Raw genomic sequence first — 25109 nt, 5'->3', positions numbered from 1 at the left:
CCACATATTTTTATGCGTATACGAATCCCTCCACTCTTTTTCTTGGATTATTTGATGACATGATACTGGATCCGATAAGAAATCCATCTGCATAGCGATGAAGTGACCTGATATCACAGGGCCATACCATACCACTTGCAGAGACTACCGTGAGCCCGGCATCTTTCAGCATCGGAGCGATATTTTTCGTTGTTGAAAGGTCAGTCCTGAAAGTCCGGAGGTCGCGGTTATTAATTCCGACAACTTCAGCACCGCTGTCCATTGCCTGTTTTGCCTCTTTTCTTGTATGGACTTCAAGGAGAGGTTCAAGACCCCTTTTTTGTGCTTCTTTCACAAAATGACCTGTTTCATTCCCCAATACTGAGGATATCAGGAGGACTGCATCTGCTCCGAGAGATTTTGTTTCATCAAGCTGATGCTCATTTACTATGAAGTCTTTTCTTAATATCGGGACATTCACTGAATTTCTTATCGCTGGAATGGTGTCCGGACATCCATGAAAGAAATCCGGTTCAGTGAGGATAGAAAGAGCACAACATCCTCCAAGAATCATGTCTTCAGATATGTCTGCCGGCTGTTGCTTTTCTCTGATTATTCCTCTGGAGGGAGATGCAAATTTTAATTCTGCGATAACTGCATTATTTCTGGCCTGTAAAATGGCCTCCCTGAGGCTTATCGGGACATGAGTGGATGAGGGAAATGAATCCGGAAGTGACGATACCCGGCGGTGTGAGCATGATACAATGTCATCAAGAATCATTGATTGTCTCCGGTTTTTAATGATACAAGCAGGTCCAGTGCTTTGCCTGATTCAATAATTCCGCAGGCGGCATGGTATCCCTCCTGTAAACACGAGGCTTTTCCACCCAGATATATTGCGGCAGCCGCGTTAAGCAGGACGATGTCTCGACACGGCCCTTGCTTTCCAGCAAAAATATCCCTGATGATAACTGCATTTTCCCTGGGATCTCCCCCCTGAATCATCTCTTTCTGGACACGGGAGATGCCAAACTCTTCAGGTGTCAGCGTATACCTGCAAATTGTTCCTTTATAGAGTTCATACACCTGCGTTTCACCGGTGATAGTAATCTCATCGGTTCCATTTCCATGGACTACCATGGCATGTGATACCCCAAGGTTTGCAAGTGCCTTTGCAATTGATGGCACATTTTTTAAATCCCCGACACCGATGAGACGGGCCGATGCTTCTGCCGGATTTAGGAGTGGGCCGAGAATATTGAAGACCGAAAAAAACCCTATCTCTCTTCTGGCCATTGCAACCCTCCCGATGGCCGGATGGTATCCGGGTGCAAAGAGGAATGCAATATTGTTCCTGGCAACCGATTCTGCTGCTTTTTCCGGAGTCAGGGTAATCGGGATACCAAGGGCTTCAAGGACATCAGCTGATCCTGACCTGCTTGAAACTCCCCGGTTTCCATGTTTTACGACCCTTACGCCTGCTGCTGCAGCCACAAGAGCTGCTGCAGTACTGATATTAAATGTCTGGGCTCCGTCTCCTCCGGTCCCGCAGGTATCAACATACGTGCCGGTTTTATCGGTCTCAATCCTGATTGCCCGTTCTTTTAAAACCAGTGCAAAGGCAGTAATCTCACCTGCCGTCACTCCTTTCATAGCCAGAGCGGTGAGGATGGATCCAATCTGTGCTTCGGTGACTTTTCCATCTGCGATGGATGTCATCAGTTCTCTGGCTTCATCATCGGCAAGGTCATGCATCCCGATAACTTTTTTTATTGACTGCTGGATCATTAGCACTCCCCTCCATGGTGCAGGAAATTTTTCATAATCATCTGTCCTGCCGGAGTCATGATACTCTCCGGATGAAATTGCAGGCCATATATTGGATATTTCACATGTGAGACGGCCATAATGGTTCCATCATCGATGGTGGCCGCCGTGATGCAAAAATCTGCAGGGAGCGTGTCAGGCACAACAGCAAGGGAGTGATATCTTGCAGCGTGAAACTTTGTTGGAACTCCGGAAAATATCCCTTCTCCATTGTTCTCAATTTCACTGGTCATTCCATGTACCGGATTTTGCATTCGTGATATGGTCCCCCCATAGGTGTCAATGATAGTCTGGTGTCCAAGGCAGACTCCGAGAATTGGCACTTTTCCGGAATATGTTCTGATTACTTCTGCACAGACTCCTGCATCTTTAGGAGTTCCAGGTCCGGGGGAGAGAATTATCCGGTCCGGATCAGCATTTTTAATCTCCTGTATTGTTTTATCTGAAGTCAGCGGAATTGGATTTGCACCAAGGGTTCCAACGAGTTGGTAGAGATTATAGGTAAAACTGTCAAAACAGTCAACAATTACGACGTTCATGCCTGACCTCCTGCACAAAAAACCGCTTGTGCCATTGCCGATACCTTTGCTTGTGTCTCGTTGAACTCACGTGAAGGAACGGAATCTGCTACAATTCCTGCTCCTGCCTGACATGTTGCGAGACCATCTTTTACCATTACTGTCCTGATGGCAATTGCAAACTCCATTTGGTTATCAAAACCTAAGTACCCGACAGCCCCTGAGTAGAGACCCCTTGCTACCGGTTCCAGTTCTTCGATTATCTGCATGGCCCGGATTTTTGGTGCACCACTCACCGTTCCTGCAGGAAAACATGCTTTGAGGGCATCTATCGGGTGTAATCCCTGTTGAAGGTTCCCGTTTACTACCGAGGTGATATGCTGGACATGGGAGAACTTTTCGACGGTCATAAATTCTGAAACCCGGACAGACCCAAATTTTGATACCTTTCCGATGTCATTACGTGCAAGGTCAACAAGCATGAGATGTTCTGCCCTTTCTTTCGGGTCAGCAAGGAGTTCTGCTGCGAGTTCTTCATCCTCCTGGTCTGTTTTGCCTCTGGGCCGGGTTCCTGCTATCGGTACGGTTGTTACAGTTGTTCCTTCTGTTTTGACAAGCATCTCCGGGCTGGATCCAATTACCGCCTCATCACCAAAATTGAAATAATAGAGGTACGGTGAAGGGTTTATTGTCCTGAGGATCTGGTAAATCCTGAATGGATCTTCCTGATAATTTACAGAAAAGCGTCTGGAGAGTACTACCTGGAATATGTCTCCTGCTCTGATGTATTCCTGGGCCTGCTTTACCGATTTCTCATATTCGCTCCGGTCAGCATCCGGAAGAAGATTACTATTCCCTGTCATAACCGGGCATTCTAACTGAACCTCCTTTACCTGTGTACATTTTTCCAGGGTATTCAGCCTTTGAATTGCATTATCGTAAAGTTCAGTAAGTTCATCTCCGGGGTTAACCAGATTGCCTGCAATCAGGGTGCATGTATTTCTGATATGATCAAACACGATAAGTTCACCAGGAATCATGAACCTGATTTTTGGTCCGTCTTCAGATTCTGCTCTGACCATCCCGCCGGAGATCTCGTTTACCAGATCGTACCTGCAGTAGCCTGCCATTCCTCCTGAAAAAGAGCAACTATCCGGGGCATAGCAGGCAATGGAGCAACAAAATTGCTGAAGTGCATTAAGTGCAGATGCTTCATTTTCCAATTCGTTTTCGATGATTTGAAACGATCTTCGACAATCCCCGGATATTCGGAATTTGTCAGAAAATGCCAGGGTTGCAAGAGGTTTAATGCCTATTATGGAACGTACCGCCCGTTTTGGAATTCCTTCCATTGATTCAAGCAGGAAACCCTGTTCTTCAGACATTGCAGCATAAATAGTCGCTGGTGAAGATTGTGGGAGAGGTATCTCCCTGCTCACCGGGATATAAGCGGGTCCATTATGGGATGTGGCTATCTCCCTGAATTTTTTATATGAGATAGTTTCTGTGTCATTAGACGCCTTCATGGCATGTTCCATTCCACCGGCATCACCTTCTGGTCTGCTATACATAACATGATACTAGATGTGTGTCATTGTACATATTTATGCATTGTTGTATTTATTGATGCAAGATGCACATTTGATGTACTTTCACGTTCATGAAAAAATTTCGTAAGATCAAAATCTTTGGTGAGCGCTTTCTGTACAAAAAAAGGAGAGAAATAATAATAATATTTTTTTAATTTTCATGCCCGAGGTAAATATATATATTATTCAATCCTATTGGAATCTGTTCTGCCCTGAAGGGGCAGCTGACATTAACAATCCAATCCAGGTAAGTCATGAGTATGAATAAACAATAACGGTTGTTGAACATCCCGAAATTTCGGCAGGTAACTGCCGGGTGATATTCCAAGAGGAAAATACGTGGAACGAAAAAAGATTGCATTCTTCTGTTGGGAGTCAATGTACTCCGAACGGGTTGGCGGACTGGCAAATGCAGCAACCTATCTGGCTCAGGAATTGGCCCGATATAATGAAGTACACTTCTTTACCAGAGGGGATGGTGATTATTCCTTCAATGGTGTTCATTATCACGGGGTAAGGCCGGAAGGAGGAAATATTCTAGAATATTGCCATAATATGAGTCACCAGATGGTAAACCGGTTCAGGGAATATGATAAGGTTCCATTCGATATCCTTCACTTCCATGACTGGCATGTCACCGAGGCGTTACACCTTCTACAGAAACGAAATACGGTATTCACTTATCATTCAACTGAATTCGGAAGAAATGGAGATAAACATGGGGACTGGTGGGAATATCATGAGATATGTGGCAAAGAATGGTATGCTGGTCTGATTGCAAGGCAGGTCACAACGGTCAGTAATGTTCTTCGAAATGAGGTAATGGATCTGTACAAGGTTCCTGACTGGAAGATTCGTGTCTTCCCGAACGGGGTGATTCCGGAACAGTTTGACGTTGACCTTGACCAGGGTTCAATCAAAGCCGACCTTGGAATACATCCATACGCACCGACAATTCTGTACATCGGACGGATGGCGGTTCAGAAAGGGCCGGACCTTTTACTGGACGCCCTACCGCGTGTAAAAGATGAGTTCTGGGGAATGCAGGTTATTATGGCTGGTGATGGAGGTATGCGTCCCTGGCTTATGCATGAAGCATATATGCGTAATCTTCCGGTTCGGTTTCCAGGCTATATCAGTGATGCCGAGTATATCCGGCTTCTTAAAGCAGCAGATCTTGTTGTTATTCCAAGCCGGAATGAGCCATTTGGCATTGTTCTTCCTGAAGCGTGGAGTGCTGGTAAACCGGTGGTTGCCTGTGATGTCGGGGGCCTGCATGAAAACATCGAATCATATCGTGATGGAATAAAAGTTCCGGTAGATTCAAATCAGATTGCGGAAGGGATTTGTCAGGCACTCCGGGACACCGACAGACTTTCTAAATTTGGAAGAACCGGTAGATCGAAAGTATACCGGCAATTTAAATGGGAAGGAATTGCACACCGACTTGACGATATGTACGGCACCGTTTGTTGTTGATTCTATTCAGCCACTCCTCTTTTTTTTATCAATTAATTCTTTCATATTCATGATTGTACTATATATGCATGAAAATCGGGCCGGGGGATGAACCACATGAACAAATTTCAGTTCTCAATCCTGCAGATGGCAGTATTATCGGGGAAGTTCCTGCAGGAACCCGGCAGGATGCAGATAATGCCGTTTTGCTCGCACGGGAGGCATTTTCTTCATGGTCGAGGACTGATGCTACGAACCGTTCAAAAATCCTGTTTACTTCAGCAGAACGAGTGCGGGCAGATCAGAAAGAATTAGCCGTTCTCCTTACCCGGGAACAGGGAAAACCTATTCGCGAATCCATGAATGAAATTGCCGGATTTGCACGTGTCTTAGAATATTATGCGTCAATATCCGGTTCATTACCGGGTGACTATGGAAAGAGCAGCTCCTATGGACATATGGTGGTTGCCAGGCAGCCCCTTGGAGTCTGTGCTGCAATCATCCCCTGGAATATGCCTGCTCTTATTATGGCCTGGAAGATAGGGCCTGTTCTTGCAACCGGGAATACCATGGTGCTGAAACCCTCCAAAACCGCACCGTTAACATGTATTGCTCTGGCCGGTCATCTTTCAGCATCAGGACTTCCTGAGGATGTTCTTAAGATTGTTACCGGAACTGGCGAAGTAATTGGGAAATCTCTGGCCACTCATCCGGATATCAGGTCGCTTTCTTTTACCGGGTCAGTTGATACTGGAATCAGGGTTGCCAGTCTTGCAGCACCCACTCTGAAGAAAACAATTTTAGAACTTGGTGGGAGTGATGCTATGATCGTCTGCCATGATGCAGATCTTAAAGCTGCTGCAAAAGGTGCTGTTTCTGGGAGGTTTTTTAACTGTGGTCAGACCTGTACTGCGATAAAACGTGTTTTTGTACACGAACAAATTGCCGGGTCATTCATTAATGAAATAAAAGAACTTACATCCAGGTTTAAGATTGGAAACGGACTTGAATCAGGCGTGGATATGGGGCCTCTTCACACACGCCGGCAGCGGGATCTGGTTCATGAGATCGTCAGAAATACGATTGATTCTGATATGGGACAAGTATTGACCGGAGGAGTACTTTCTGACGCGGGTTCATTGAATTCAGGCAATTTTTATATGCCTACCATCCTGACCGATGTGGATCCTGATGCACCGGTGATGAAGGAAGAGGTTTTTGGTCCGGTTCTTCCGGTTACCACGTTTAGCACCCTTGATGAAGCAATTGATCATGCGAATGCAACCAGGTTTGGTCTTGGCTCTTCAGTGTGGACTCATGATGCAAGAACCATATCCCGGGCGATCGAAGAACTCAACGCAGGGATTATCTGGGTTAATCAGCACCTGCGAATCCCTCCGGAGGTTCCTTTCGGTGGCATGAAATCTTCAGGCATCGGACGGGAAAATGGCAGGAATGCCCTGCTGTCATATCTGGAAGAAAAAACCATTCTGATAAATCCATGAATAAAAAAAGTTCCCTTAAGGTAGGGGTCCATGTTTCAATATCCGGTTCACTCCTTTTTTCATTTGACCGGGCAAAGGAGCGTGAATGCGATTGTTTTCAGCTTTTCACGAAAAATCCGAGAGGATGGAAGGCAAAACCGATTTCACCCAGTGATGCAGAGGCATTTGCTCATGCTTTACACCTCTATGCACCAGGTATCGTTTTTGCCCATGTGTCATACCTCCCCAATCTGGCTGGCGATAATCCGGCAATGTATGAGAAATCAATTCAGGGTTTTTGTCTTGAACTTGAGCGATGTGAAACACTCACCATTCCATATCTCGTAACTCATCTTGGTCATGCAGTCGATGATCCGGAACATGGAAGGGTGAGGGTAGCATCTGCCCTTAACACTGCTCTTGAGACTATTCCGGGAAAAACCACAATTCTCCTGGAAAATACAGCCGGAGAGGCACATTCTGTTGGAAGTGCCCTTGAAGACATCTCTGATGTTATTGGAAGGTGTCATGATCCCTCCCGGATTGGTGTATGTTTTGATACCTGTCATGCGTTTGCAGCCGGATATGATCTACGCAATGAAGAATCCATAGGAGAGGTGACAGATCTTTTTGAAGACCTAATTGGCCTTTCAAATCTCAAACTTATCCATCTTAATGATGCAAAAGCGGATCTCGGAAGCGGGCTTGACCGGCATGAACACATCGGACTGGGGAAGATAGGAGAAGAAGGGATACGTTCTATACTCCATGCTCCCGGGCTTCAGGGCATTCCCTGTATTTGTGAAACTCCGGTTGATGATCGGCGCGGAGACCTTGATAATGTAAAAATAGCAAGAATGCTTGCACTGTGATTAAATATGTTAAAACAACCTAATATGGCGAGATTTTCGTTAAAATATTCAAATTTCTAAATAATATTCCTGTATCTGTTCTTTACTTTTTCATTGAATTTTTATGGTCATGTGAAGTAAATACCCTTGATTAGTGTGAATTTATCGAGAACCTTATAGGGTGTCTTGCATATACGTAAAAGGTAGGGAATTCTTCTCAGGTTTGCCTGAGAAATTAAAAAGGGGATTTAGGTGTTTGATATGTGTAAGAAAAAAATATATCTCCAGGGTCTTTCAATCCTGGTGATACTCGTATTAATGTGTGCTTTTGGAGCAGCCCAACCAATAGTCGCTCCTGCTGTAATAACATCTCCGGGAACATACGAACTGACAGAAGATGCGAGGGGACTTACTGATGTATACGGAATAAAAATCGAATGTTCTGATGTTGTTCTTGACGGTCAGGGTCATTTCCTCGGAGGAGATCTTCGTGACAAATCTGTCGGGGTATATGTCAACAAGTACGGAGGTTCCATTACTAATGTTACCGTTAAAAACCTGAAACTTGAGGACTGGAATTCAGCAGTCAGTTACCAGTATGTCAAAGGCCAGGAAGGTGACAGGAATGAGGTAACAAACCTTGATATCATCGATTGTCTGACCGGCATCCATATTGAGTATTCTGATGTTATCCAATTGGTCGACAATATGATCCGGGATTGTTCTACGGCAATAAATATTGAACAGAATTCAAATAAGGTCACCCTTACGAAAAATAATGTCAAGGACAATGGGGCCGGGATTCTGGTTGCCAATACTGTTGATGTTTCACTTTCCGACAATAATGTCAATTCATGTGATGTATACGGAATAGAGGTTACCGATTCATCCGGATTTAGCATGGTAAAAAACAGTGTCAGTGATAACAAGTACGCTGCACTGAAGATTGAAAATTCCAGGGATTCAACCATCACCGATAATAACTTTTCAAAGACTGAAACCGGACCTGTTGTAGTTATTGGAAATGGAGTGACCGGTGCTGATATTTATAATAATTACTTTGGATCAGTGGAAAACATCTCAGTTGATGAAATCAGCAGTGATATAACCTGGAACACGACTCTTGAAGTAGGTGTGAATATCCTTGGCGGCCCGTATATGGGTGGTAATTACTGGGGTTCTGCTCCAGGACTTGAAGGTTATTCTGACACTGTAGATGATGAAGACGGATTTGGTATCGGGGATAAACCATACGAAATAAATTCCTACAATATTGATTACCTCCCCCTTACTAACACCGAGAAGAATTATCCCGCTCCAACTCCTGAACCTGTTGAGCCTGTTGCAAGTATAGAAGCAGAAAACCAGACTGTTTCTGATGGTAACCTGACCGGAACAAATGATTCCGAGGAGGTCAGTGAGATTCCTTCGGATAAAATTCTCAGTGAAAATGTTACCGAAGCAGAAATTGCTCTCCCCTTAACTCCGGTTCAGAATGAATATGTTGATGGTGAGTCAGCATTCTCTGCCTTGGGATCAGAAGTTGTCCGTGTCAAAGAAGAAGCTGGTAATAACACAAGTCAGATCGTAGACAATGATTCTGTAACAAACATTTCTCCGGTGAAAAACGGTTACCTTCTTTTTACCGGCCTTACACCGGGGAACCAGGTGATCCTTCTGACCAGTGCTGGAACTGAAGTAAACCTTGATACGGTACTCACTTCTACCCTCTCCGTTCCGGTACCCGCAGACATGTCTCTGTATTCCTCATGGAAGATAATGGATGATACCAGGACGATTGGAGCCGGAACAATTTCCAGGTATCCTGCAGCAGATGAAACGGTGGTAATAAATACCAATGAACCAGCAGCAGTCTCTCCGGAAAACCCCGGAGCAACCATCCTACAGTTGTCAAATCTCACCGAACCATTTGATGGTTCGAATGTGAGTCCTCCTGTGATTGAATCGGTTAATACTACCCCTACTATGGTAATTCCACCTGTGCTGACATACCTGCCCAAAGATGCCGGAGCAGAAAACAGTTCAGGTATTGAGTCAATGGTTATGGTAAATACAGCAGATGGCGGGCTAGTTCCCGGATATACCATCACCGCATATGCAGGACCGGGAGGAGCGATTTTTCCGGAAGGAACGATAGAAGTTATGGCGGAGGGTAACATCACTTTTGTTATGACTCCGTATGAAGGCCATGAGGTTGATTATCTGCTCATCGATGGATCAGCCGTAAATGCTACACCTGAATATCAGTTTATAAACGTAACACGGGATCATACGATCATCGCAGGGTTTGATTGAAAATAAATTTTTTATATATCCTGATAATTCTTGTGTTTATTCGGAATCAGGACTGTAAACTATATTAATACTCAAAATGACACGTCCTTCCGGTTACACATTTATCAGTTATCAGCACCTTAATATTACTATGAACACCATCTTCTGGTACCGGTGCCTGATGGTGTTTATTCTGGTTTTGGCAGGTTTTATCGGAATTCAGGCATGTTCTGCTGATACGGTCACAACTACAGTTACAACTCTGGCAACACCGGTAGTTACATCTTCGCTTCCTGTTGAGGAACCATCATTAAAAGCGACGATTGCTCCAATTCATACCAAGGAACCCGAAGTAAAGCCTCCGGTTGACAATACGCCTAAACCCACAGGAACTCCCGGAGAGACTCCGGTCCAGTTACCCTCTCCCCGGCCTGTGGTTACCTCTGTAACTCCTACACTTACCGAAACTCCAGTTGGTACCGGGAATAATGAAACCGCTGAAACGTATTACCAATGGGGAAGGGCATATGCGGATGTTGGTAATTGTGCAGCAGCCTTGACAGAGTTTGAAAAAGCAATTGCCCGGGAGCCATATTATGTCGATGCCTGGTATCACCGTGCGGTCTGTTATGAAAAACAGGGGATGTATGATGAGGCATATGATTCATACCGGTTTTTACTGACGATTGATCCCCAGTTTTTTTCATCAAGAGAAAATATTACTGCATCTAATCTGACCGTAAATATTACTCCCGGAATGCTCCCTCCTGGGATGAATGGTGAAATACCCTTCATGTCAACTCCGCTATTCTGGATTCTCATTGGCATCGGGGTAGGAGGTCTGGTTATCAGCGGTCTTGTCATTTATCATATCAGAAGCCGACTTCCTGAACACGGAACCGGTGTTATTTCCCGGTCCTCTTCAGGGCCTGTCTCCGAGAAAGATCTGACTCATATTGCGGATCAGGTGATGAAATGTTACTATGGAGATCGTAATATCCTGATACAGGTACTAAAACTTGCGATAGAAATTGCCCGGGAAGGACGAGAGGGTAAAGCTGTGGGGACTGCTTTTGTCCTTGGAGACAGTGACGCAGTCCTGGAACGGTCACGTCAGTTAATACTGAACCCTCTTGCCGGGCACAAGCCCTCTGAAAGGTTAATTACCAATGCTGATATGCGGGAGAATATCAAGGAACTCTCTCTCCTCGATGGTGCATTTGTTATCCGTGAGGATGGAACGGTGGAAGCTGCAGGCAGATATATCTCGATAGATACCAGCAAAGTAAAATTATCAAAAGGATTCGGAACAAGACACGTGTCTGTTGCAGCAATAACCCAGGAAACAAGAGCTATTGGAATTGTAGTTTCTGAAAGTGGCGGTCAGGTCCGGATTATGGCCAAAGGCCGGATAATTTTTGAGACCTGTTAAAAAAGATTAAAAGGAGATTTCAGGTCTTTTGTTTATCTCTTCTTCGAACTCCAGGTATTCTAATTTGGAAAGGCCGGCTATCCCCGCAACAAAATTCGAAGGGATGGTGTCGACCATCGTATTAAACTGCTCTGCAATATTATTACAGGTATATCGCTGCCTGGCTATCTCATCTTCAACATTTTTTACGCTACCCATAAGGTCAGATACCGTCTGCTGAGTCTTCAGATCAGGATAATTTTCCATAACCGCAAATAGCCTGCCCAGAATTGATCTGGATTCAGCTTCAAGGGCAGGGATATCGCCGCTTCCTGCTGATCCCACTTGACTCCGCATTGCGGTAACTCGTTCAAAGGTCTCCTGTTCAAATGCTGCATAACTCTTTACTGCGCCCAGGAGCTGGTCAATCATATCCAGACGTTTTTTCAGGGCCACCTTTATCTGGCCCATCGTGGCCTCATATGAATTTTTTAAGGCAAAAAATCGATTATACAGTGATATGAACCAGACGATGAGTCCGATTACAACGAGGATTATAACCCCGATGATTATCCATTCAATCATAGGTATTCCATTTACCTATGGACTTTAAGAAAAGAAGATAATTCCCCTCTCATGAACCCAGGTTATGCCTGATGGTGATGAATGGACTCTTGACCATAGAAGTAAAATAATATATTCGCGACAGAAATTTAGGAAAAGACTATCACGAGGATTTCATTCATCTCTCAAAAGCAGGTCATATGGATTTTTTTCCGGTAGCATCAAGTATTTTTACACTCTTCATTCTGATAGGTGTCGGTTTTATCGCATACCGGGTTGGCTACTTATCACGGAGTGGAGCATCCGGTCTCTCCTCACTCCTGGTGAATGTGTCTATTCCCTGTCTTATCCTGGAGAGTATGCAGGTCCCGTTATCTTCCGGACTTATTCATTCAATGAAAATTCTTCTTTTGATTGAGATCGTGGTGTATGCAGTATCATTTACTATTGCAGTATTAGTCCCGTATTTTTTCAAGGGTTCCCTTTTTGAAACAGGAGTTATGAGGTTCATGCTCATTTTTTCAAATCTCGGTTTCATGGGATACCCAGTAGCATTTGCAATGTTTGGAGAAGAGTCAGTATTTTATGTGACTCTGATAAATCTACCTTTTGGGTTTTTGGTCTTTACAATCGGAGTGTTCCTCCTTCGTCCTGATCTTGCCAGTCATCCGGATGTAAAACGAATCATCACTCCCGGACTGATTGCTTCATTTATCGGTTTGTTTCTACTTGGCACCGGACTTACCATCCCGTCACCCTTAAATGAATCCATATCACTGCTCGGGGACATTACCACCCCTCTTGCCATGATAGTTATCGGGACATTTTTAGCACCTCTTCCGGTTTATGATATGATCTCTGACATCAGGATTTGGGCAATATCCGGGTTTAGACTGCTCGTAATTCCAATAATTGTTCTTCTCATTATCAGGTTTTTTACTTCTGATCCGTTATTGATTGGAGTTTCTGTTCTTCTTGCAGCCATGCCGGTTGCCGCGAATACGGTTCTTCTCTCCGAAGAATATGGTGTTAACGCAGAACTGGCTTCAAAAGGGGTTTTTATCTCTACCTTGTTGTCACTTGTTACTATTCCGGTTATTGGCGTACTTCTTTTGACATAAGGGAATAATTGGATTCATATATCTGGCTCACCCATGTTCCCGGAAGAGTAGTCATGTCCAGTATAGTTTATCTTGCAAGGATGAGGATCAAAAGTCCAGAAGAGAATAATGCGAAGAAAATTGTTCGGCTCTGTGAAAGTGCAGGTCTGCTTCGAATCATCAATGAAGGTGATCTAACAGCAATTAAACTTCATTTCGGGGAGTTAGGGAATGATACATTTATAAAGCCGGTGTATGTCCGGCAGATAGTGGACTTAGTCAGAAACATATCTGGAAAACCATTTCTCACCGATACCAACACGATGTACATTGGTTCAAGGCATAATTCAGCTGACCACATTATTACTGCGATAAGACATGGATTTGCGTATGCGGTTGTAGATGCACCGGTCATCATTGCCGATGGTCTTACTGGTAATAATTATGCTGAAGTTCCTATCAGGGGAAAGCATTTTTCATCGGTAAAAATTGCCCGTGATATACTGGATTCGCAGGCAATGATTGTCCTTAGCCATGTGAAAGGGCATGCTCTTGCCGGATTTGGCGGAGCGATAAAAAACCTGGCCATGGGCTGTGCTCCCCCATTAGGAAAACGTGATCAGCACCAGGGAATGCAGGCTGAAGTGTGTGATGCTGATTGTATCGGGTGTGGTTACTGTTTAACCCAGTGTCCCTTCCAGGCAATCAGTATGAAAAATGAGAAAGCATTTGTTGATAAATCCATTTGTTACGGGTGTTCTGCCTGTCTCCAGGTCTGTCCGGAACATGCCATCTCTTTCATGTGGAAGCGGGATGTTCCGGTTTTTCTTGAACGAATGGCTGAATATGCATTAGGGGCAGTTGCCGGTCTTAAGGAAAAAGTTTTGTATATTAGTTTTTTAACCGATATAACCCCCGATTGCGATTGTGTCCCCTGGAGTGACTCACCAATAGTCCCCGATATCGGTTTTTTAGCGTCGACTGATCCGGTGGCAATTGATGCCGCTGCTCTTGACCTGATTAATGCTGAAAAAGGTCTTGAATGCTCATCTCTTCATTGTCACCATGAACCCGGGGAGAATAAATTCACCGGAGTATGGGAATATGTTGAGGGAAGACATATTGTTGAATATGGTCATTCTATTGGCCTTGGCTCAAAGGATTATTCGCTGGTGGAATTGTAATTATCCGGGGAGAGGAAAGGGTATATTCCATTTTGTAAATATAACTATACATGCACGTAAGGAATTATGAAAAGACCTCAAAATTTGTGCAGTATTGTATGGAAGTCATCGCCTTTACAATTCATCTTGCAGTTCCTGTGGTTCTCATGGTGATTTTTCTCTCGTTATATCATGGGATGTGGATCCGATGATATAATTCCGTCCTTTCTTTCAGGCGAATGCTCTTTTTTTGCCCTCATCCTCCTCTTTGTTCTCATCTGCTATCATATAACAATTGATAAATGAGCAGGGGGAATAGTATTATTTAGGGAAATATGGATCTTCGTGAGATTGATCAGATTAAAGAAGCTGAAAAAGAAGCAGTCAACCTGATCGAAACTGCACGACATCGCATGAAACTCGCGATGGAAGAAGCAAAGCGCGAAGGAGAAGAACGATTTTCCGTTCGTCTTTCAGATGCCGAGACCCGGCTTCGAAGTGAACGGGAGAAAGAAGAAGAAATATTACGGAAGGAACTTCTCTTCGTGATGTCGGAAGCGGAGAATGAAGTATCAAACCTGCGGTCCAAGGGAGAGAAGAATGTCAATGCAGCAGTTCTTCAGGTTGTCCGTATTGTAACCGGAGAAGAGGATGTTTTATCCAGCTCGAATGAGTAATGTCCTCATCGGGGTCCACCAGAGGTGGCTTTTAGAGGTCACCACTGCTCTTCACAAACAGGGAGAACTGGAAATACTAGACCTTCGTTCAGTTCCTGTCGGTGATGTAACTTTTCAGGTACCGGTAATTCCAAAAGAAGATCTCGAAAAAATACTTAACATTCAGTTCAGGATTGATCGGGTTCTTGAAATCCTGGAGCCATATGCTCAAAAAACCGGTAATCTTCTCACATCAATTTTCTCCAGGCAGGAACAACAGTATGTTCCTGGTTATTCAGGTTCACACGATGGGCTGTTTTCTGATATCCTTTCTCAATTAGATCGGGCAGAGGAAGTTTTAAAAATCCAGGAAGATCTGAAAAAAAACCGGGATCACTATACATCATGTGAAGGATATATTGCAAGCCTTGAACGTCTGAAGGGAACCGGAATTTCCCTATCTTACCTGAAACCTGCTCCTTTTACACATTTCATTGCCGGGTATGTAAAAGAGGAACATTCTTCCCTCCCGGATAGATGGCTTGCAGAGGCAGGAACTGATGAAATTTCCCTGTATTCAGAAAAAAAAGATGGTATAATCCTGATTTTTTGTGTCTCTACCAATAATCACCGGGATGCATTATCTGATCTGATTCATGCCTCGTGGTTTAATCAGCTGGTTTTTCCTGAAAGTTTCTCCGGCCTGCCAGATGATATGCAAAAGCAGGAACTGGCGCTACTTTCTGAATATGCTACAAAAGAACAGAAACTACAGGAACAACTGACTGATTATGCCCATACCTATCTATCACTACTTCAGGCATACCGTGAAGAGCTCATCCTCCGGCGGGAAAGGATTGATATTAACCGGAAATTTGGGACAAGCAGAGATGTTTCGTATCTCCGGGGATGGGTACGACAAAGGGATGAGGAAAAACTGAAGTCTCTCATCCGGTCGGCCACAGGGGAGGAGTGCTTTGTAATTACGGAACCGGCTGACCCGCATGATGATGTTCCGGTCAGGTATGATAACCCCTCCTGGCTGGCACCATTTGAACTCCTTACAACGACATTTTCCCGACCCAGGTACGATGAGATAGATCCTACTCCATTTTTTGCACCCGCTTATCTGCTCTTTTTCGGGATGATGCTGGGTGATGCCGGATATGGACTTATTATTGCCCTTGTCGGGTGGCTCTTATACCGTGGACCTGGAAGAACCGATGCATCGTTTCGGGATATGAGTTATATCCTCCTCTGTTCTGGTGTTGCAGATATTATCCTTGGGACAATTCAGGGGGGCTGGTTTGGAGATCTGCTTCCTCGGTTTTTCAATATTCAGCCACCATTTGTGCTGATTGAACCGCTTAATTCTCCAATCTTATTATTCCAGATAGCCCTTATCATTGGTACAATCCACCTCAACCTTGGTATTATCATTGGACTTTGGGAAAATATCCGGAATCGGCTGTACAGTGCTGCTATCCAGGAGAACATTATCTGGTTTATTCTCCAGCCTTCAGCAGCAGTTCTGTTGATTCAGTTTTTTGGCTGGACAACATTTCCATCTATAATTACCAATCTTGCTATTGGTGGGGGACTCATCGGGCTTGCAGTGTTATTTCTTAAAAAGGGCCCGATGGGCTTTTTCAGTCTTACCGGATTCCTGGGAGACTGGCTTTCCTATGTCAGGATCTTAGCTCTCGCTCTTGCTACCGGAGGAATAGCGATGACAATTAATATTTTATCTGAAATGATAGCATCTGTTCACCCATTTATGATTGTACCGGCGATTATCTTCTGTATTGCCGGACAGTTCTTTAACCTTGCAATTCAGACTCTTGGAAGTGTTATTCATGCTCTTCGTCTGCATTACATTGAATTTTTTGGCAGGTTTTATTCCGGAGGAGGAAGGGAATTTATTCCATTCCGTGAAAATCGTATCTATACACACGTAAATAATGAGGATTATTCATGACAATTGGTACAGGTGCAGTTCTGATGGCTATCGGTGCGGGTATTGCTGTGGGATGTTCAGCAATTGGATCTGGTATTGGGGTTGGTATTGTTGGTTCAGCAGCTTCAGGGGTGATATCAGAACGTCCTGAGAAATTTGGGATGGCTCTTGTCTTTACTGCGGTTCCGCAGACCCAGGCTATCTATGGTCTATTAATCGCGATTTTGATCCTGCAGGCCGGAGGATTTCTAGGAGGAACTGCCGGAGATATCCCGACTCCGGCCGGAATTGTTGCAATAGCAGCAGGGCTTTCAGTAGGTCTTGCCGGCTTTTCTGCTATTGGCCAGGGTATTGCTGCTGCTTCAGGGGTGGCAAATACTGCTGAAAAACCTGAGATGTTTGGGCGAGGTGTGGTATTCGCGGCAGTCTGTGAGACTCAGGCCATCTATGGTCTGTTGATAGCAGTTCTGATGCTGGCACTGACCGGAATATTGTCATCGGACTTCTCTGTAGAGATGCCAATAGCAATCGGCCTTGTTGGTGCAGGTCTTGCAGTGGGTCTTGCCGGCTTTTCTGCTATTGGTCAGGGTATCACCTGTTCAAGTGGAATTGCTGCTACAGCACGAAATCCGGGGGCAATCGGAAGAAGCCTTGTTTTTGCAGCAATGTCCGAGACATTTGCAATATTCGGACTATTGGTTGCAATTTTGATACTGTTCGGTCTTGGATTATTTAGTGGATAATTTATTGGATAACAAACTGGCGTACTATGACTGTCGAAGCAATCATAAACCGGATAAAAAGAGAAGCAGAAGAAGAAGTCCGGTCAATCAGGGCAGAAGAAGCATGTGAACTAACTAATATCAGAAACCTGGCTGAACAGAGAGCAGAAGCTGCATACAATCACCGGTTATCAGAAGGCTTCAGAGAGATTCGACAAAACATTGCCAGTCAGCAGTCCAGGACCCGGATTGAAGCAAAAAAACTAGTCCGGGAGTCTAAAGAGGATCTTATTAATCAGTGCTTTAAAGAGACAGAAAAGTACCTGCAGACACTTCGGACAAAAAATGAATATCCCTCTCTTCTGAAACATCTTATTGAAGAATGCATGGTAAATCTGGGCGGCCAGGAACATATCATATCTGTACATCCTGATGACCGGAAAATTGTTCAGGAGATAATCAATTCAATGCAGAAAGATGGGAATTCCATACACCTTTCTGATGAGCCGGTTATGACTGCCGGAGGCGTTATCTGCGAAAGAGTTACAGACCGTGTAACGATTGATAATACTGTTGAAGCCCGGTTTTCCCGTATGAAACGAGACATGATCGTTGCAGTATCAAAAATCCTGTTTGAAAATGGTGTCTCTGATGACTAATGAGATGCTATCACCTCTTTTTGATGCAGGCCTGCCATATCTCACCCCTTTGACAACGGCGATTGTTGTCCTTATTATTGCATTATTACTCATAGCAATTCTGAGTACAGCCGGCTATTTTCCTGTTCTTCTCTCTATTACTTCATACACTCCGGTAATTGCCCGTATCAAGGCAAAGGGAGTTCCTTTTATTGAAAACGAACAGGTGATGGGGCTTTTGCAGAGTGGTTCACTTCCTGACTGCATAAACCGGCTAAAAACCGCTGGTTATCTTCGGAATATTCCACCTGAATGTAATTCGGATCAGGTCGAAGAAGAAGTCCTTGCTCTGTGGTATGAAGAGGTCACCTTAATGAGGTCAGAATCTCCTCAGGATGCATGGGAATTTTTTGATGCCTATCTCTTTTTTCAGGAACTGGCAAAAATTAAACGAATACTCCGGTTTGTTCATCAGCATCAGATAAAATCATTTTCTGAAAACCCGGTGCTCTGGCCTGACGGATTTACGTATGACCTTGCAATAAAGGTTTCAAATTCACAGACGGTTAGTGAATGTGTCCGGATAATGCAGGATACAAGGTATGGCATACCGCTTATGAATGCTCTTCCTGCTTATGAAAAAGAGCATTTACTGTTTTACCTGGAACATGCCCTGGATTGCCTGGGATATGATGAAATCTCCAGGCAGACATCAAAGGTTACGAGTTACCTGGCCTCTCCATACCGGGATTTTTTTTCAATTCTGGCAGATATTCAGAATGTAAAAACACTTATCAGGTTCAAGCATACCGGGAGGGATCCGGGTTCTGCCCCTGTCTGTTTACTCCCCGGTGGCCTTGAAATTCCACAATGGAGGCTGGTCCAGTTAAATGAGATGATGAGCGTTCCAGATATTGTCAGGCAGCTTTCAGGCACCAGGTTTGAACCAGTTCTCACACCGTTAATCCGGAAATATCCGTCTCCGGACAGCATGGTTTCTTTTGATTTAGCACTTGACAAACTGGAACTTGATATTGTCTCCCGCCTCTCACTGGATTATTATCATACCGGCGGGCCTCTGCTCTGGTATCTCATTGCAAAAGAGTTTGAGCTTCGAAATATCAGGGTGATCCTCTCCGGATTATCAGAAGGGTTTTCAGCAGAAATGATTACCCGGATGCTGGTCCTTACAGGTGGTGAAGCATGAAGGTTGTACTTCTTGGCCCCCAAAGGATGGTGATGGGGTTTTTGCTGGGCGGAATTCATGAGGGGTATGTGTGTGAGGACACTGAAGAATCAAAAAAGCGACTGGAAGAATGCCTGGTGGAACCGGATATCGGAATAATCCTAATCAGTCAGTCGGTTGCCGATCTGATTCCGGATCGTGTTTATGCAGCGAGAACATCCCCCCGGATGATACCGGTTGTATCCGTCATTCCGGATGAGATGAGAAGACCGGATACTTGTGGAGTATAAAGACCATGAAGAAGAACGAAACGATGGTTGGTGATGATAAGAGGGATGCGATGAATAGTAAGAGCAGAGATGGTACAGTTATCCGGGTAACCGGGCCGGTTGTTGAAGCGGAAGGTATGGCCGGGAGCCGGATGTATGAGTCAGTCAGAGTAGGAAAAGCCGGTCTTATTGGGGAAATTATTATTCTGGAGGGAGACCGTGCTACCATACAGGTTTATGAAGAGACTACCGGCCTTGTTCCAGGCGAGCCGGTAATAAGAACATATCTTCCTCTTTCAGTAGAGCTCGGGCCAGGCCTTGTTGGTACCATGTATGACGGTATCCAGCGGCCCCTCGAAGAAATCCTGCGTCGTACCGGGGATATGATTGAACGTGGTTCTTCTGCACCTGCCCTAGATCGGACAAAAAAATACCGGTTTTATCCTTTGGCAAAGGAGGGTGACGAGGTACATGAAGGTGACAGGCTAGGCTGTGTCCGTGAATCGGTATCAGTCAATCATTTCATCATGGTTCCACCAGGGATGAGTGGAACTCTCATGTCTCTTGCAAAAAAAGGGGAATACGTGGTCACCGATACTATTGCGGTCATAATGTCCGGATCAGAAAAGACCCCGATTACCATGATTCAGCGTTGGCCGGTCAGAAGTCCTCGTCCGGTACGGGAACGTCTTGATCCTGTTGAACCTCTTATCACCGGCCAGAGGATCATAGATACCCTCTTTCCCCTTGCCCGTGGAGGAACTGCAGCAATTCCAGGTCCATTTGGTTCAGGGAAGACTGTTGTCCAACAGCAGCTGGCGAAGTGGGTGAACGCTGACATCATTATATACATTGGATGTGGTGAACGGGGCAACGAGATGGCAGACGTCCTTGAACAATTCCCTACCTTAAAAGACCCAAGAACCGGCCATGCTCTCAGCAGCCGCATGGTACTCATTGCAAATACCAGTAATATGCCGGTTGCTGCAAGGGAAGCATCGGTGTATACGGGGATTACCCTTGCAGAATATTACCGGGATATGGGTTATCATGTGGCTCTGATGGCCGATTCAACCTCAAGGTGGGCAGAAGCCATGAGGGAGATATCAGGAAGACTTGAGGAGATGCCAGGTGAAGAAGGATATCCTGCATACCTGAGTTCCCGTCTTGCTGATTTTTATGAACGGGCCGGAAGGGTCTCACTTCTGGGATCTGGCGGGCATGAGGGTTCAATTTCTGTCATCGGAGCGGTATCTCCTCCGGGAGGTGACTTTTCTGAACCGGTTACGCAGAACACGCTTCGTATTGTCAAGGTGTTCTGGGCTTTGGATGCAGACCTTGCATATCAAAGGCATTTTCCGGCGATTAACTGGCTTATGTCCTATTCACTGTACGGGAACATGGCTGGTCAGTGGTGGGAAGAGCATGTCGGGCCTGATTTTATCCGGATGATACAGGAGATGATGGAAATCCTTCAGCGGGAGAATGAACTTGAGGAGATTATCCGCCTGGTCGGTCCTGAGACCCTGCCGGAATCAGATCGTCTGTTACTCTTAAAGGCTGAGATAATCAGGGAAAGTTACCTGATGCAGTATGCTTTTGATGAATTTGATACCTATACCGGGCCTAAGAAACAATACCGGATGTTAAAATCTATCTTTTCATTCTTTGAACGGGCTGAACGTGCCCTTGATTCCGGAGTTACCGTATCTAATATCAGGACTCTTTCACTTATAGAACTCTTTGCCCGGATGGGCTCTTCTTCTCCGGAAGAGGAGGATGAACTCTTTCAGGCTATTGCCCGGGATATGGAATCGATGAAAAACCTTAAGGGGGCTTTTTGATGGATCTCTCATCCCGGGTTTATACCGGAGTCTCAAAGGTGGTCGGGCCCCTTATTGTCATTGAGGGGGTTGAGGGGATTGGCTATGGAGAGATTGCAGAAATATCTCTTCCTGGTGGTGAAACCAGAATAGGTCAGGTGCTTGAAACAACGACGACCCGTGCATTGGTTCAGGTGTTCCGGGGGACCCGTGATCTTGATACGGAAGGGACAAAGGTCAGGTTCAGGGGAGAGCCAATGAAGATTTCTCTCTCCGCTGAAATGCTGGGAAGGACTTTTGATGGAAGTGCACAGCCAATTGACGGAGGAGGTCCGGTTATTCCTGAATGTATACGGGATATTTATGGTTCTCCTATCAATCCATCAGCACGTGAACATCCAAGAAACTCTATTGAAACCGGAATATCTTCAATAGACGGGATGAACACGCTGGTTCGGGGCCAGAAACTCCCAATTTTTTCCGGTGCAGGACTTCCTCACAATCTGCTTGCATCACAAATTGCTCGTCAGGCAAAGGTAACCGGACAGGCAGAGAAGTTTGCCGTGGTCTTTGCAGCGATGGGTATCACCTATGAGGAATCTGCGTTTTTCATCCGGGAATTTGAAGAAAGTGGGGCACTCGAACGGGCTGTATTGTTCTTAAACCTTGCAGATGATCCAGCTATCGAACGGATTATTACCCCAAGACTTGCTCTCACCACTGCAGAGTTTCTTGCCTTTGACAAGGGCATGCATGTGCTTGTTGTGCTTACCGATCTAACAAATTATTGTGAAGCTCTCCGGGAAATTGCCGCCGCAAGGGAGGAAGTTCCGGGTAGAAGGGGATATCCTGGTTATATTTACACCGACCTTGCATCTCTTTATGAACGGGCCGGACGTATCCGGGGAAGAGAAGGATCGATTACTCAGATTCCCATTCTCACCATGCCCGATGATGACATCACCCATCCGGTACCTGATCTGACCGGGTATATTACCGAAGGTCAGATTGTTCTTTCCCGTGAACTACATCGGAAAGGTATCTATCCACCTGTTGATGTTCTGCCCTGTCTTTCCCGTCTTATGCAGGGAGGTATCGGGGAGGGCCGGACCCGTGCAGATCATGCTGAAGTGAAAAATCAGTTATATTCAGCATATGCACGGGGCATTCGGCTGAAAAGTCTGGTTGCAGTGATGGGTGAAGAAGGTCTTACTCCTCTTGATAAAGTCTATCTTCGGTTTTGTGACCGTTATGAATCTGATTTCATTCGTCAGGCATCATATGAAGACAGATCTTTTGAAGATACTCTGAACCTTGCATGGGATCTCCTCTCTCTTCTTCCAAGATCAGAACTAAAGAGAATCAGCAAGGAATACATCGATTCTTATTATCATGGCGTAGAGGGAGGAGAATGCAAAGGGCCGTAATTAGTGGAGTAAGACCAACGCGGCTAGAACTACTCCGGCTCCGGAGAAGAGAGCTCATAGCACAGAAAGGCCGCGACATTCTGCAGGAGAAACTCGATGCTCTTGTCCTTGAACACAGCCGACTTTCTGTTGAACTGGAAAGAATGGCTGAAAACATCAGGGAGCAGATGGCTCATGCATATGAAAATTTAAAAATTGCCGGGGTTATGACAGGATGGGTACACCTTTCTGAAATCGCTTCATCATCCAGGAAAATACCTGAAATCTTCGTTACCTCCACACAGGTTATGGGTGTCAGAGTTCCGGAAGTTAGCCGTAAAAGTGAAGATCACACTGATTGTTCCAGGCAAAATTGGGGATATAGCATGGTTGGAACATCCGGACAGGTCGATGAAGTATCCCAGAGATATGAAAAACTGCTTTCATTGATCCTCGAATATGCATCTCTCCAGGGGAGAGCTGACCGACTCATCCTTGAGATGAACCGGACCAGAAGACGGGTAAATGCCCTTGAACATCTGGTCATTCCCCGTCTCCAGGGAACAATGCGGTATATTGAGTTCAGACTTGAAGAGCGTGAACGTGAAGATTTGTTCCGAAGAAAAAGAATGAAACAGATAATGGAGAAAAAGAGTCAGGAAACTGCAATACCCGTTATTTCTGGCGCCTGATTACAAGTACCGGATGAGAGGCCAGCCTGGCTAGTTCGCATGAAAAACTTCCATGCAGTATCTCTGCAAAAAACCCTTTTTCTGTTGGAGCTGTGCAGACCAGAGAGACATCTGCCTCACTTGCGTATTCATTAATCCTGCTGACAAGGTCTCCCTCAAGGATTCTCCATCTGATCTGTGCTCCGTTAGTTTTGATCTGTTCGCATTGCTTTATTATTTTCTGTTCTGACTCTTTCCTGAGTCGTTCAAGTTCCCGTTCAGTCTCTCCACGTGAGATAACAAATCCTACAATAATTTCAGTAACATCCGGAATAAGAGCAATTTTTTTGACTGCATCCCAGGATTCTTTGGTGAGATCAACCGGGATTAACACCCGGGAAAATATCATGGGACAGAATTTCTGAAATTTCTCCCCGGAGAGTTGTTCAATAATTGATCCCCGCATGATGAGCAGATTCTTTTTTGAAATATGGAGTACCTTGTTTGTTACACTTCCTAGGTGCAGCCCTTTGATTAACCCTTTCCCTCTGGCTCCCATGACAATAATAGTGGTATCATTTCTGGTTGCTGCCTGCTCAATGGCTTCTGCTACTGAATCCGATACCACAACCTCAGTCTTTGTTTTCATAATCCCAAGTTGCGAAAGGAATAACCGGTCTGATTCAATCCGTTCACGTGCCGAGGAAACAAGTTCTCCTTTTACCAATGCCGGGCTGCTGGCACTACTCACATGAAGAAGAGTAACCTCTTCGACTCCGGGTAACCCGGCGATACAGTCCATTACTCTCCGTGCATAATCAGAGAAATCAGTGGGAAAAAGTATTCTTCGAAACATTCTATCTCATCCAGGGCAGGGTAACCTATGATAGTATAGTGCCTGGTAAAAGTTCATATAATAATCGAAAAACATTTTTATGGAGGACTCTTCTGCAGAGCATCTTCCGTAATCTGAAAGATGAATCCGTTAATTATTTATCGGGTGAAATCAATCGGTCAGTGCCATAAAAATTACAGGGGTGAGAAAAAATGGTTGTTCCTGATATGAAAAAGATCCTTGAATTAAAACAGATTGCTATGAAGCGATGTGAGGATCGGATTCTTGAGGCTGCAATCCGTCCGCCCTGTAAAAAAAAACTGGAAGAAGCAGAAAGCTATGGTATGACCAGGAGAATGAAGAGTAAATACGGATTATAGGGGGCACCATAGATATGGAGCATTCACTTCTCGATCAGATCTCTAAAAAAGAATCAGAATTAAAACAGGAATGTGACTTGGCCTGCAAAGAAGCTGAAGATTTGATTCATGATGCACGGGTGAAAGCACGGGGTCAACTGGAGGAAGCTGAGAAAAAAGGGGCTGAAGAAGCGTTAGTATTTATGCAAAAAGGGATGGCAGAACTCTCTTTTCAGGTTGAGGAGATTAGAAAAGCTGGTGAAAGAGAAGCGGCAGATGTCCTTTCAAGAGGGGAGAAAAACGTAGATAATGCTATCATACGTATCGTGGAGAAAGCCAGGTAGGGTA

25 protein-coding genes are annotated in these 25109 nt (G+C 44.9%); 19 read left to right on the top strand and 6 right to left on the bottom strand.

From position 1 onward, the window contains the following. Nucleotides 1-10: 10 nt before the first annotated feature. Genes DLD82_RS12440 through DLD82_RS12425 form a run of 4 tightly spaced genes read right to left on the bottom strand, consistent with a single transcriptional unit; the run spans nucleotide 11 to nucleotide 3895 of the window. Complete coding sequence (locus DLD82_RS12440; RefSeq protein ID WP_109941450.1) at nucleotides 11-760, bottom strand: indole-3-glycerol-phosphate synthase; 750 nt, start codon at nucleotides 758-760, stop codon at nucleotides 11-13. Further along, a complete protein-coding gene (trpD, locus tag DLD82_RS12435) occupies nucleotides 757-1767 on the bottom strand; it encodes an anthranilate phosphoribosyltransferase (RefSeq protein ID WP_109941449.1) in 1011 nt (336 codons plus the stop codon). The genes DLD82_RS12440 and trpD overlap by 4 nt, the downstream gene beginning before the upstream one ends. Next, nucleotides 1767-2345, bottom strand: a complete 579-nt coding sequence (locus tag DLD82_RS12430) for an anthranilate synthase component II (RefSeq protein WP_109941448.1) — start codon at nucleotides 2343-2345, stop codon at nucleotides 1767-1769. Before DLD82_RS12430 ends, trpD begins: the two co-directional genes overlap by 1 nt. Beyond that, complete coding sequence (locus tag DLD82_RS12425) at nucleotides 2342-3895, bottom strand: anthranilate synthase component I family protein (RefSeq protein ID WP_109941447.1); 1554 nt, start codon at nucleotides 3893-3895, stop codon at nucleotides 2342-2344. Before DLD82_RS12425 ends, DLD82_RS12430 begins: the two co-directional genes overlap by 4 nt. A 357-nt stretch (nucleotides 3896-4252) precedes the next feature. Here DLD82_RS12425 and DLD82_RS12420 point away from each other — a divergent pair, with 357 nt between their 5' ends. From DLD82_RS12420 to DLD82_RS19210, 5 genes are all read left to right on the top strand, one after another. Beyond that, nucleotides 4253-5392: a glycosyltransferase family 4 protein gene (locus DLD82_RS12420; protein ID WP_109941446.1), complete on the top strand. Its 1140-nt coding sequence runs from the start codon at nucleotides 4253-4255 to the stop codon at nucleotides 5390-5392. Nucleotides 5393-5460: 68 nt separating this feature from the next. Further along, nucleotides 5461-6876 carry an aldehyde dehydrogenase family protein gene (locus tag DLD82_RS12415; RefSeq protein WP_109941445.1) on the top strand — a complete coding sequence of 472 codons (1416 nt, stop codon included), beginning with the start codon at nucleotides 5461-5463 and terminating at the stop codon, nucleotides 6874-6876. After that, nucleotides 6873-7727, top strand: a complete 855-nt coding sequence (locus DLD82_RS12410) for a deoxyribonuclease IV (protein WP_109941444.1) — start codon at nucleotides 6873-6875, stop codon at nucleotides 7725-7727. The genes DLD82_RS12415 and DLD82_RS12410 overlap by 4 nt, the downstream gene beginning before the upstream one ends. Before the next feature lie 240 nt (nucleotides 7728-7967). Then, nucleotides 7968-10022, top strand: coding sequence for a NosD domain-containing protein (locus DLD82_RS12405; protein ID WP_109941443.1), 2055 nt, complete (start codon nucleotides 7968-7970; stop codon nucleotides 10020-10022). Between the two features lie 76 nt (nucleotides 10023-10098). Continuing rightward, nucleotides 10099-11433 (top strand): diadenylate cyclase, encoded by a 1335-nt coding sequence (locus tag DLD82_RS19210; protein WP_245920440.1) that lies wholly within the window; start codon nucleotides 10099-10101, stop codon nucleotides 11431-11433. A 6-nt stretch (nucleotides 11434-11439) separates the two neighbouring features. Here the strand turns inward: DLD82_RS19210 and DLD82_RS12395 are convergent, their stop codons facing one another. Next, complete coding sequence (locus DLD82_RS12395) at nucleotides 11440-11997, bottom strand: LemA family protein (RefSeq protein WP_109941442.1); 558 nt, start codon at nucleotides 11995-11997, stop codon at nucleotides 11440-11442. Nucleotides 11998-12176: 179 nt separating this feature from the next. Between DLD82_RS12395 and DLD82_RS12390 the strand changes: the two genes are divergently transcribed. From DLD82_RS12390 to DLD82_RS12340, 12 genes are all read left to right on the top strand, one after another. Next, entirely contained in the window at nucleotides 12177-13097 is a 921-nt protein-coding gene (locus DLD82_RS12390) for an AEC family transporter (RefSeq protein WP_109941441.1), read from the top strand. A gap of 53 nt (nucleotides 13098-13150) precedes the next feature. Continuing rightward, nucleotides 13151-14260, top strand: coding sequence for a DUF362 domain-containing protein (locus DLD82_RS12385; protein WP_109941440.1), 1110 nt, complete (start codon nucleotides 13151-13153; stop codon nucleotides 14258-14260). A 50-nt stretch (nucleotides 14261-14310) separates the two neighbouring features. Beyond that, nucleotides 14311-14451, top strand: coding sequence for a hypothetical protein (locus tag DLD82_RS18675; RefSeq protein WP_181391422.1), 141 nt, complete (start codon nucleotides 14311-14313; stop codon nucleotides 14449-14451). A gap of 123 nt (nucleotides 14452-14574) precedes the next feature. After that, nucleotides 14575-14916 (top strand): hypothetical protein, encoded by a 342-nt coding sequence (locus DLD82_RS12380; protein ID WP_109941439.1) that lies wholly within the window; start codon nucleotides 14575-14577, stop codon nucleotides 14914-14916. Continuing rightward, nucleotides 14891-16873, top strand: coding sequence for a V-type ATP synthase subunit I (locus DLD82_RS12375; RefSeq protein WP_109941438.1), 1983 nt, complete (start codon nucleotides 14891-14893; stop codon nucleotides 16871-16873). The genes DLD82_RS12380 and DLD82_RS12375 overlap by 26 nt, the downstream gene beginning before the upstream one ends. Then, nucleotides 16870-17595, top strand: a complete 726-nt coding sequence (locus DLD82_RS12370; RefSeq protein ID WP_109941437.1) for a V-type ATP synthase subunit K — start codon at nucleotides 16870-16872, stop codon at nucleotides 17593-17595. Before DLD82_RS12375 ends, DLD82_RS12370 begins: the two co-directional genes overlap by 4 nt. 26 nt (nucleotides 17596-17621) lie before the next feature. Then, a complete protein-coding gene (locus DLD82_RS12365) occupies nucleotides 17622-18233 on the top strand; it encodes a V-type ATP synthase subunit E (protein WP_109941436.1) in 612 nt (203 codons plus the stop codon). Beyond that, nucleotides 18226-19419 carry a V-type ATPase subunit gene (locus DLD82_RS12360; protein ID WP_181391421.1) on the top strand — a complete coding sequence of 398 codons (1194 nt, stop codon included), beginning with the start codon at nucleotides 18226-18228 and terminating at the stop codon, nucleotides 19417-19419. Before DLD82_RS12365 ends, DLD82_RS12360 begins: the two co-directional genes overlap by 8 nt. Then, complete coding sequence (locus tag DLD82_RS12355; protein ID WP_109941434.1) at nucleotides 19416-19688, top strand: V-type ATP synthase subunit F; 273 nt, start codon at nucleotides 19416-19418, stop codon at nucleotides 19686-19688. Before DLD82_RS12360 ends, DLD82_RS12355 begins: the two co-directional genes overlap by 4 nt. A 50-nt stretch (nucleotides 19689-19738) precedes the next feature. Further along, the gene (locus DLD82_RS12350; protein ID WP_109941496.1) at nucleotides 19739-21511 is read left to right on the top strand and encodes a V-type ATP synthase subunit A; all 1773 of its coding nucleotides are present in this window, start codon (nucleotides 19739-19741) and stop codon (nucleotides 21509-21511) included. After that, nucleotides 21511-22917 carry a V-type ATP synthase subunit B gene (locus tag DLD82_RS12345; RefSeq protein ID WP_109941433.1) on the top strand — a complete coding sequence of 469 codons (1407 nt, stop codon included), beginning with the start codon at nucleotides 21511-21513 and terminating at the stop codon, nucleotides 22915-22917. The genes DLD82_RS12350 and DLD82_RS12345 overlap by 1 nt, the downstream gene beginning before the upstream one ends. Further along, complete coding sequence (locus DLD82_RS12340; protein WP_181391420.1) at nucleotides 22902-23588, top strand: V-type ATP synthase subunit D; 687 nt, start codon at nucleotides 22902-22904, stop codon at nucleotides 23586-23588. Before DLD82_RS12345 ends, DLD82_RS12340 begins: the two co-directional genes overlap by 16 nt. Here DLD82_RS12340 and DLD82_RS12335 read toward each other — a convergent pair. Then, entirely contained in the window at nucleotides 23572-24423 is an 852-nt protein-coding gene (locus DLD82_RS12335) for a universal stress protein (protein WP_109941431.1), read from the bottom strand. The two genes, DLD82_RS12340 and DLD82_RS12335, sit on opposite strands and share 17 nt — an antisense overlap. A 191-nt stretch (nucleotides 24424-24614) precedes the next feature. On the opposite strand from DLD82_RS12335, the gene DLD82_RS18670 reads away from it, so the two are divergent. Beyond that, complete coding sequence (locus tag DLD82_RS18670; protein WP_181391419.1) at nucleotides 24615-24782, top strand: hypothetical protein; 168 nt, start codon at nucleotides 24615-24617, stop codon at nucleotides 24780-24782. Nucleotides 24783-24796: 14 nt separating this feature from the next. After that, nucleotides 24797-25105: a V-type ATPase subunit subunit G family protein gene (locus DLD82_RS12330; protein ID WP_109941430.1), complete on the top strand. Its 309-nt coding sequence runs from the start codon at nucleotides 24797-24799 to the stop codon at nucleotides 25103-25105. Nucleotides 25106-25109: the final 4 nt, after the last annotated feature.

The sequence above is a fragment of the Methanospirillum stamsii genome (assembly GCF_003173335.1).
GTDB classification, from domain to species: Archaea; Halobacteriota; Methanomicrobia; order Methanomicrobiales; family Methanospirillaceae; genus Methanospirillum; species Methanospirillum stamsii.
The sequence above is the reverse complement of the archived record's forward strand: the minus strand, read 5'-3'. Positions and strand labels throughout refer to the sequence as shown.

Excerpts from the sequence above, each read along its gene's own strand:
- DLD82_RS12440 (WP_109941450.1), bottom strand. The coding sequence starts at position 760 with ATGATTCTTGATGACATTGTATCATGCTCACACCGCCGGGTATCGTCA.
- trpD (WP_109941449.1), bottom strand. The coding sequence starts at position 1,767 with ATGATCCAGCAGTCAATAAAAAAAGTTATCGGGATGCATGACCTTGCC.
- DLD82_RS12430 (WP_109941448.1), bottom strand. The coding sequence starts at position 2,345 with ATGAACGTCGTAATTGTTGACTGTTTTGACAGTTTTACCTATAATCTC.
- DLD82_RS12425 (WP_109941447.1), bottom strand. The coding sequence starts at position 3,895 with ATGTATAGCAGACCAGAAGGTGATGCCGGTGGAATGGAACATGCCATG.
- DLD82_RS12415 (WP_109941445.1), top strand. The coding sequence starts at position 5,461 with ATGAAAATCGGGCCGGGGGATGAACCACATGAACAAATTTCAGTTCTC.
- DLD82_RS12410 (WP_109941444.1), top strand. The coding sequence starts at position 6,873 with ATGAATAAAAAAAGTTCCCTTAAGGTAGGGGTCCATGTTTCAATATCC.
- DLD82_RS12405 (WP_109941443.1), top strand. The coding sequence starts at position 7,968 with ATGTGTAAGAAAAAAATATATCTCCAGGGTCTTTCAATCCTGGTGATA.
- DLD82_RS19210 (WP_245920440.1), top strand. The coding sequence starts at position 10,099 with ATGACACGTCCTTCCGGTTACACATTTATCAGTTATCAGCACCTTAAT.
- DLD82_RS12395 (WP_109941442.1), bottom strand. The coding sequence starts at position 11,997 with ATGATTGAATGGATAATCATCGGGGTTATAATCCTCGTTGTAATCGGA.
- DLD82_RS12390 (WP_109941441.1), top strand. The coding sequence starts at position 12,177 with ATGGATTTTTTTCCGGTAGCATCAAGTATTTTTACACTCTTCATTCTG.
- DLD82_RS12385 (WP_109941440.1), top strand. The coding sequence starts at position 13,151 with ATGTCCAGTATAGTTTATCTTGCAAGGATGAGGATCAAAAGTCCAGAA.
- DLD82_RS18675 (WP_181391422.1), top strand. The coding sequence starts at position 14,311 with ATGCACGTAAGGAATTATGAAAAGACCTCAAAATTTGTGCAGTATTGT.
- DLD82_RS12380 (WP_109941439.1), top strand. The coding sequence starts at position 14,575 with ATGGATCTTCGTGAGATTGATCAGATTAAAGAAGCTGAAAAAGAAGCA.
- DLD82_RS12375 (WP_109941438.1), top strand. The coding sequence starts at position 14,891 with ATGTTTTATCCAGCTCGAATGAGTAATGTCCTCATCGGGGTCCACCAG.
- DLD82_RS12370 (WP_109941437.1), top strand. The coding sequence starts at position 16,870 with ATGACAATTGGTACAGGTGCAGTTCTGATGGCTATCGGTGCGGGTATT.
- DLD82_RS12365 (WP_109941436.1), top strand. The coding sequence starts at position 17,622 with ATGACTGTCGAAGCAATCATAAACCGGATAAAAAGAGAAGCAGAAGAA.
- DLD82_RS12360 (WP_181391421.1), top strand. The coding sequence starts at position 18,226 with ATGACTAATGAGATGCTATCACCTCTTTTTGATGCAGGCCTGCCATAT.
- DLD82_RS12355 (WP_109941434.1), top strand. The coding sequence starts at position 19,416 with ATGAAGGTTGTACTTCTTGGCCCCCAAAGGATGGTGATGGGGTTTTTG.
- DLD82_RS12350 (WP_109941496.1), top strand. The coding sequence starts at position 19,739 with ATGAATAGTAAGAGCAGAGATGGTACAGTTATCCGGGTAACCGGGCCG.
- DLD82_RS12345 (WP_109941433.1), top strand. The coding sequence starts at position 21,511 with ATGGATCTCTCATCCCGGGTTTATACCGGAGTCTCAAAGGTGGTCGGG.
- DLD82_RS12340 (WP_181391420.1), top strand. The coding sequence starts at position 22,902 with ATGCAAAGGGCCGTAATTAGTGGAGTAAGACCAACGCGGCTAGAACTA.
- DLD82_RS12335 (WP_109941431.1), bottom strand. The coding sequence starts at position 24,423 with ATGTTTCGAAGAATACTTTTTCCCACTGATTTCTCTGATTATGCACGG.
- DLD82_RS18670 (WP_181391419.1), top strand. The coding sequence starts at position 24,615 with ATGGTTGTTCCTGATATGAAAAAGATCCTTGAATTAAAACAGATTGCT.
- DLD82_RS12330 (WP_109941430.1), top strand. The coding sequence starts at position 24,797 with ATGGAGCATTCACTTCTCGATCAGATCTCTAAAAAAGAATCAGAATTA.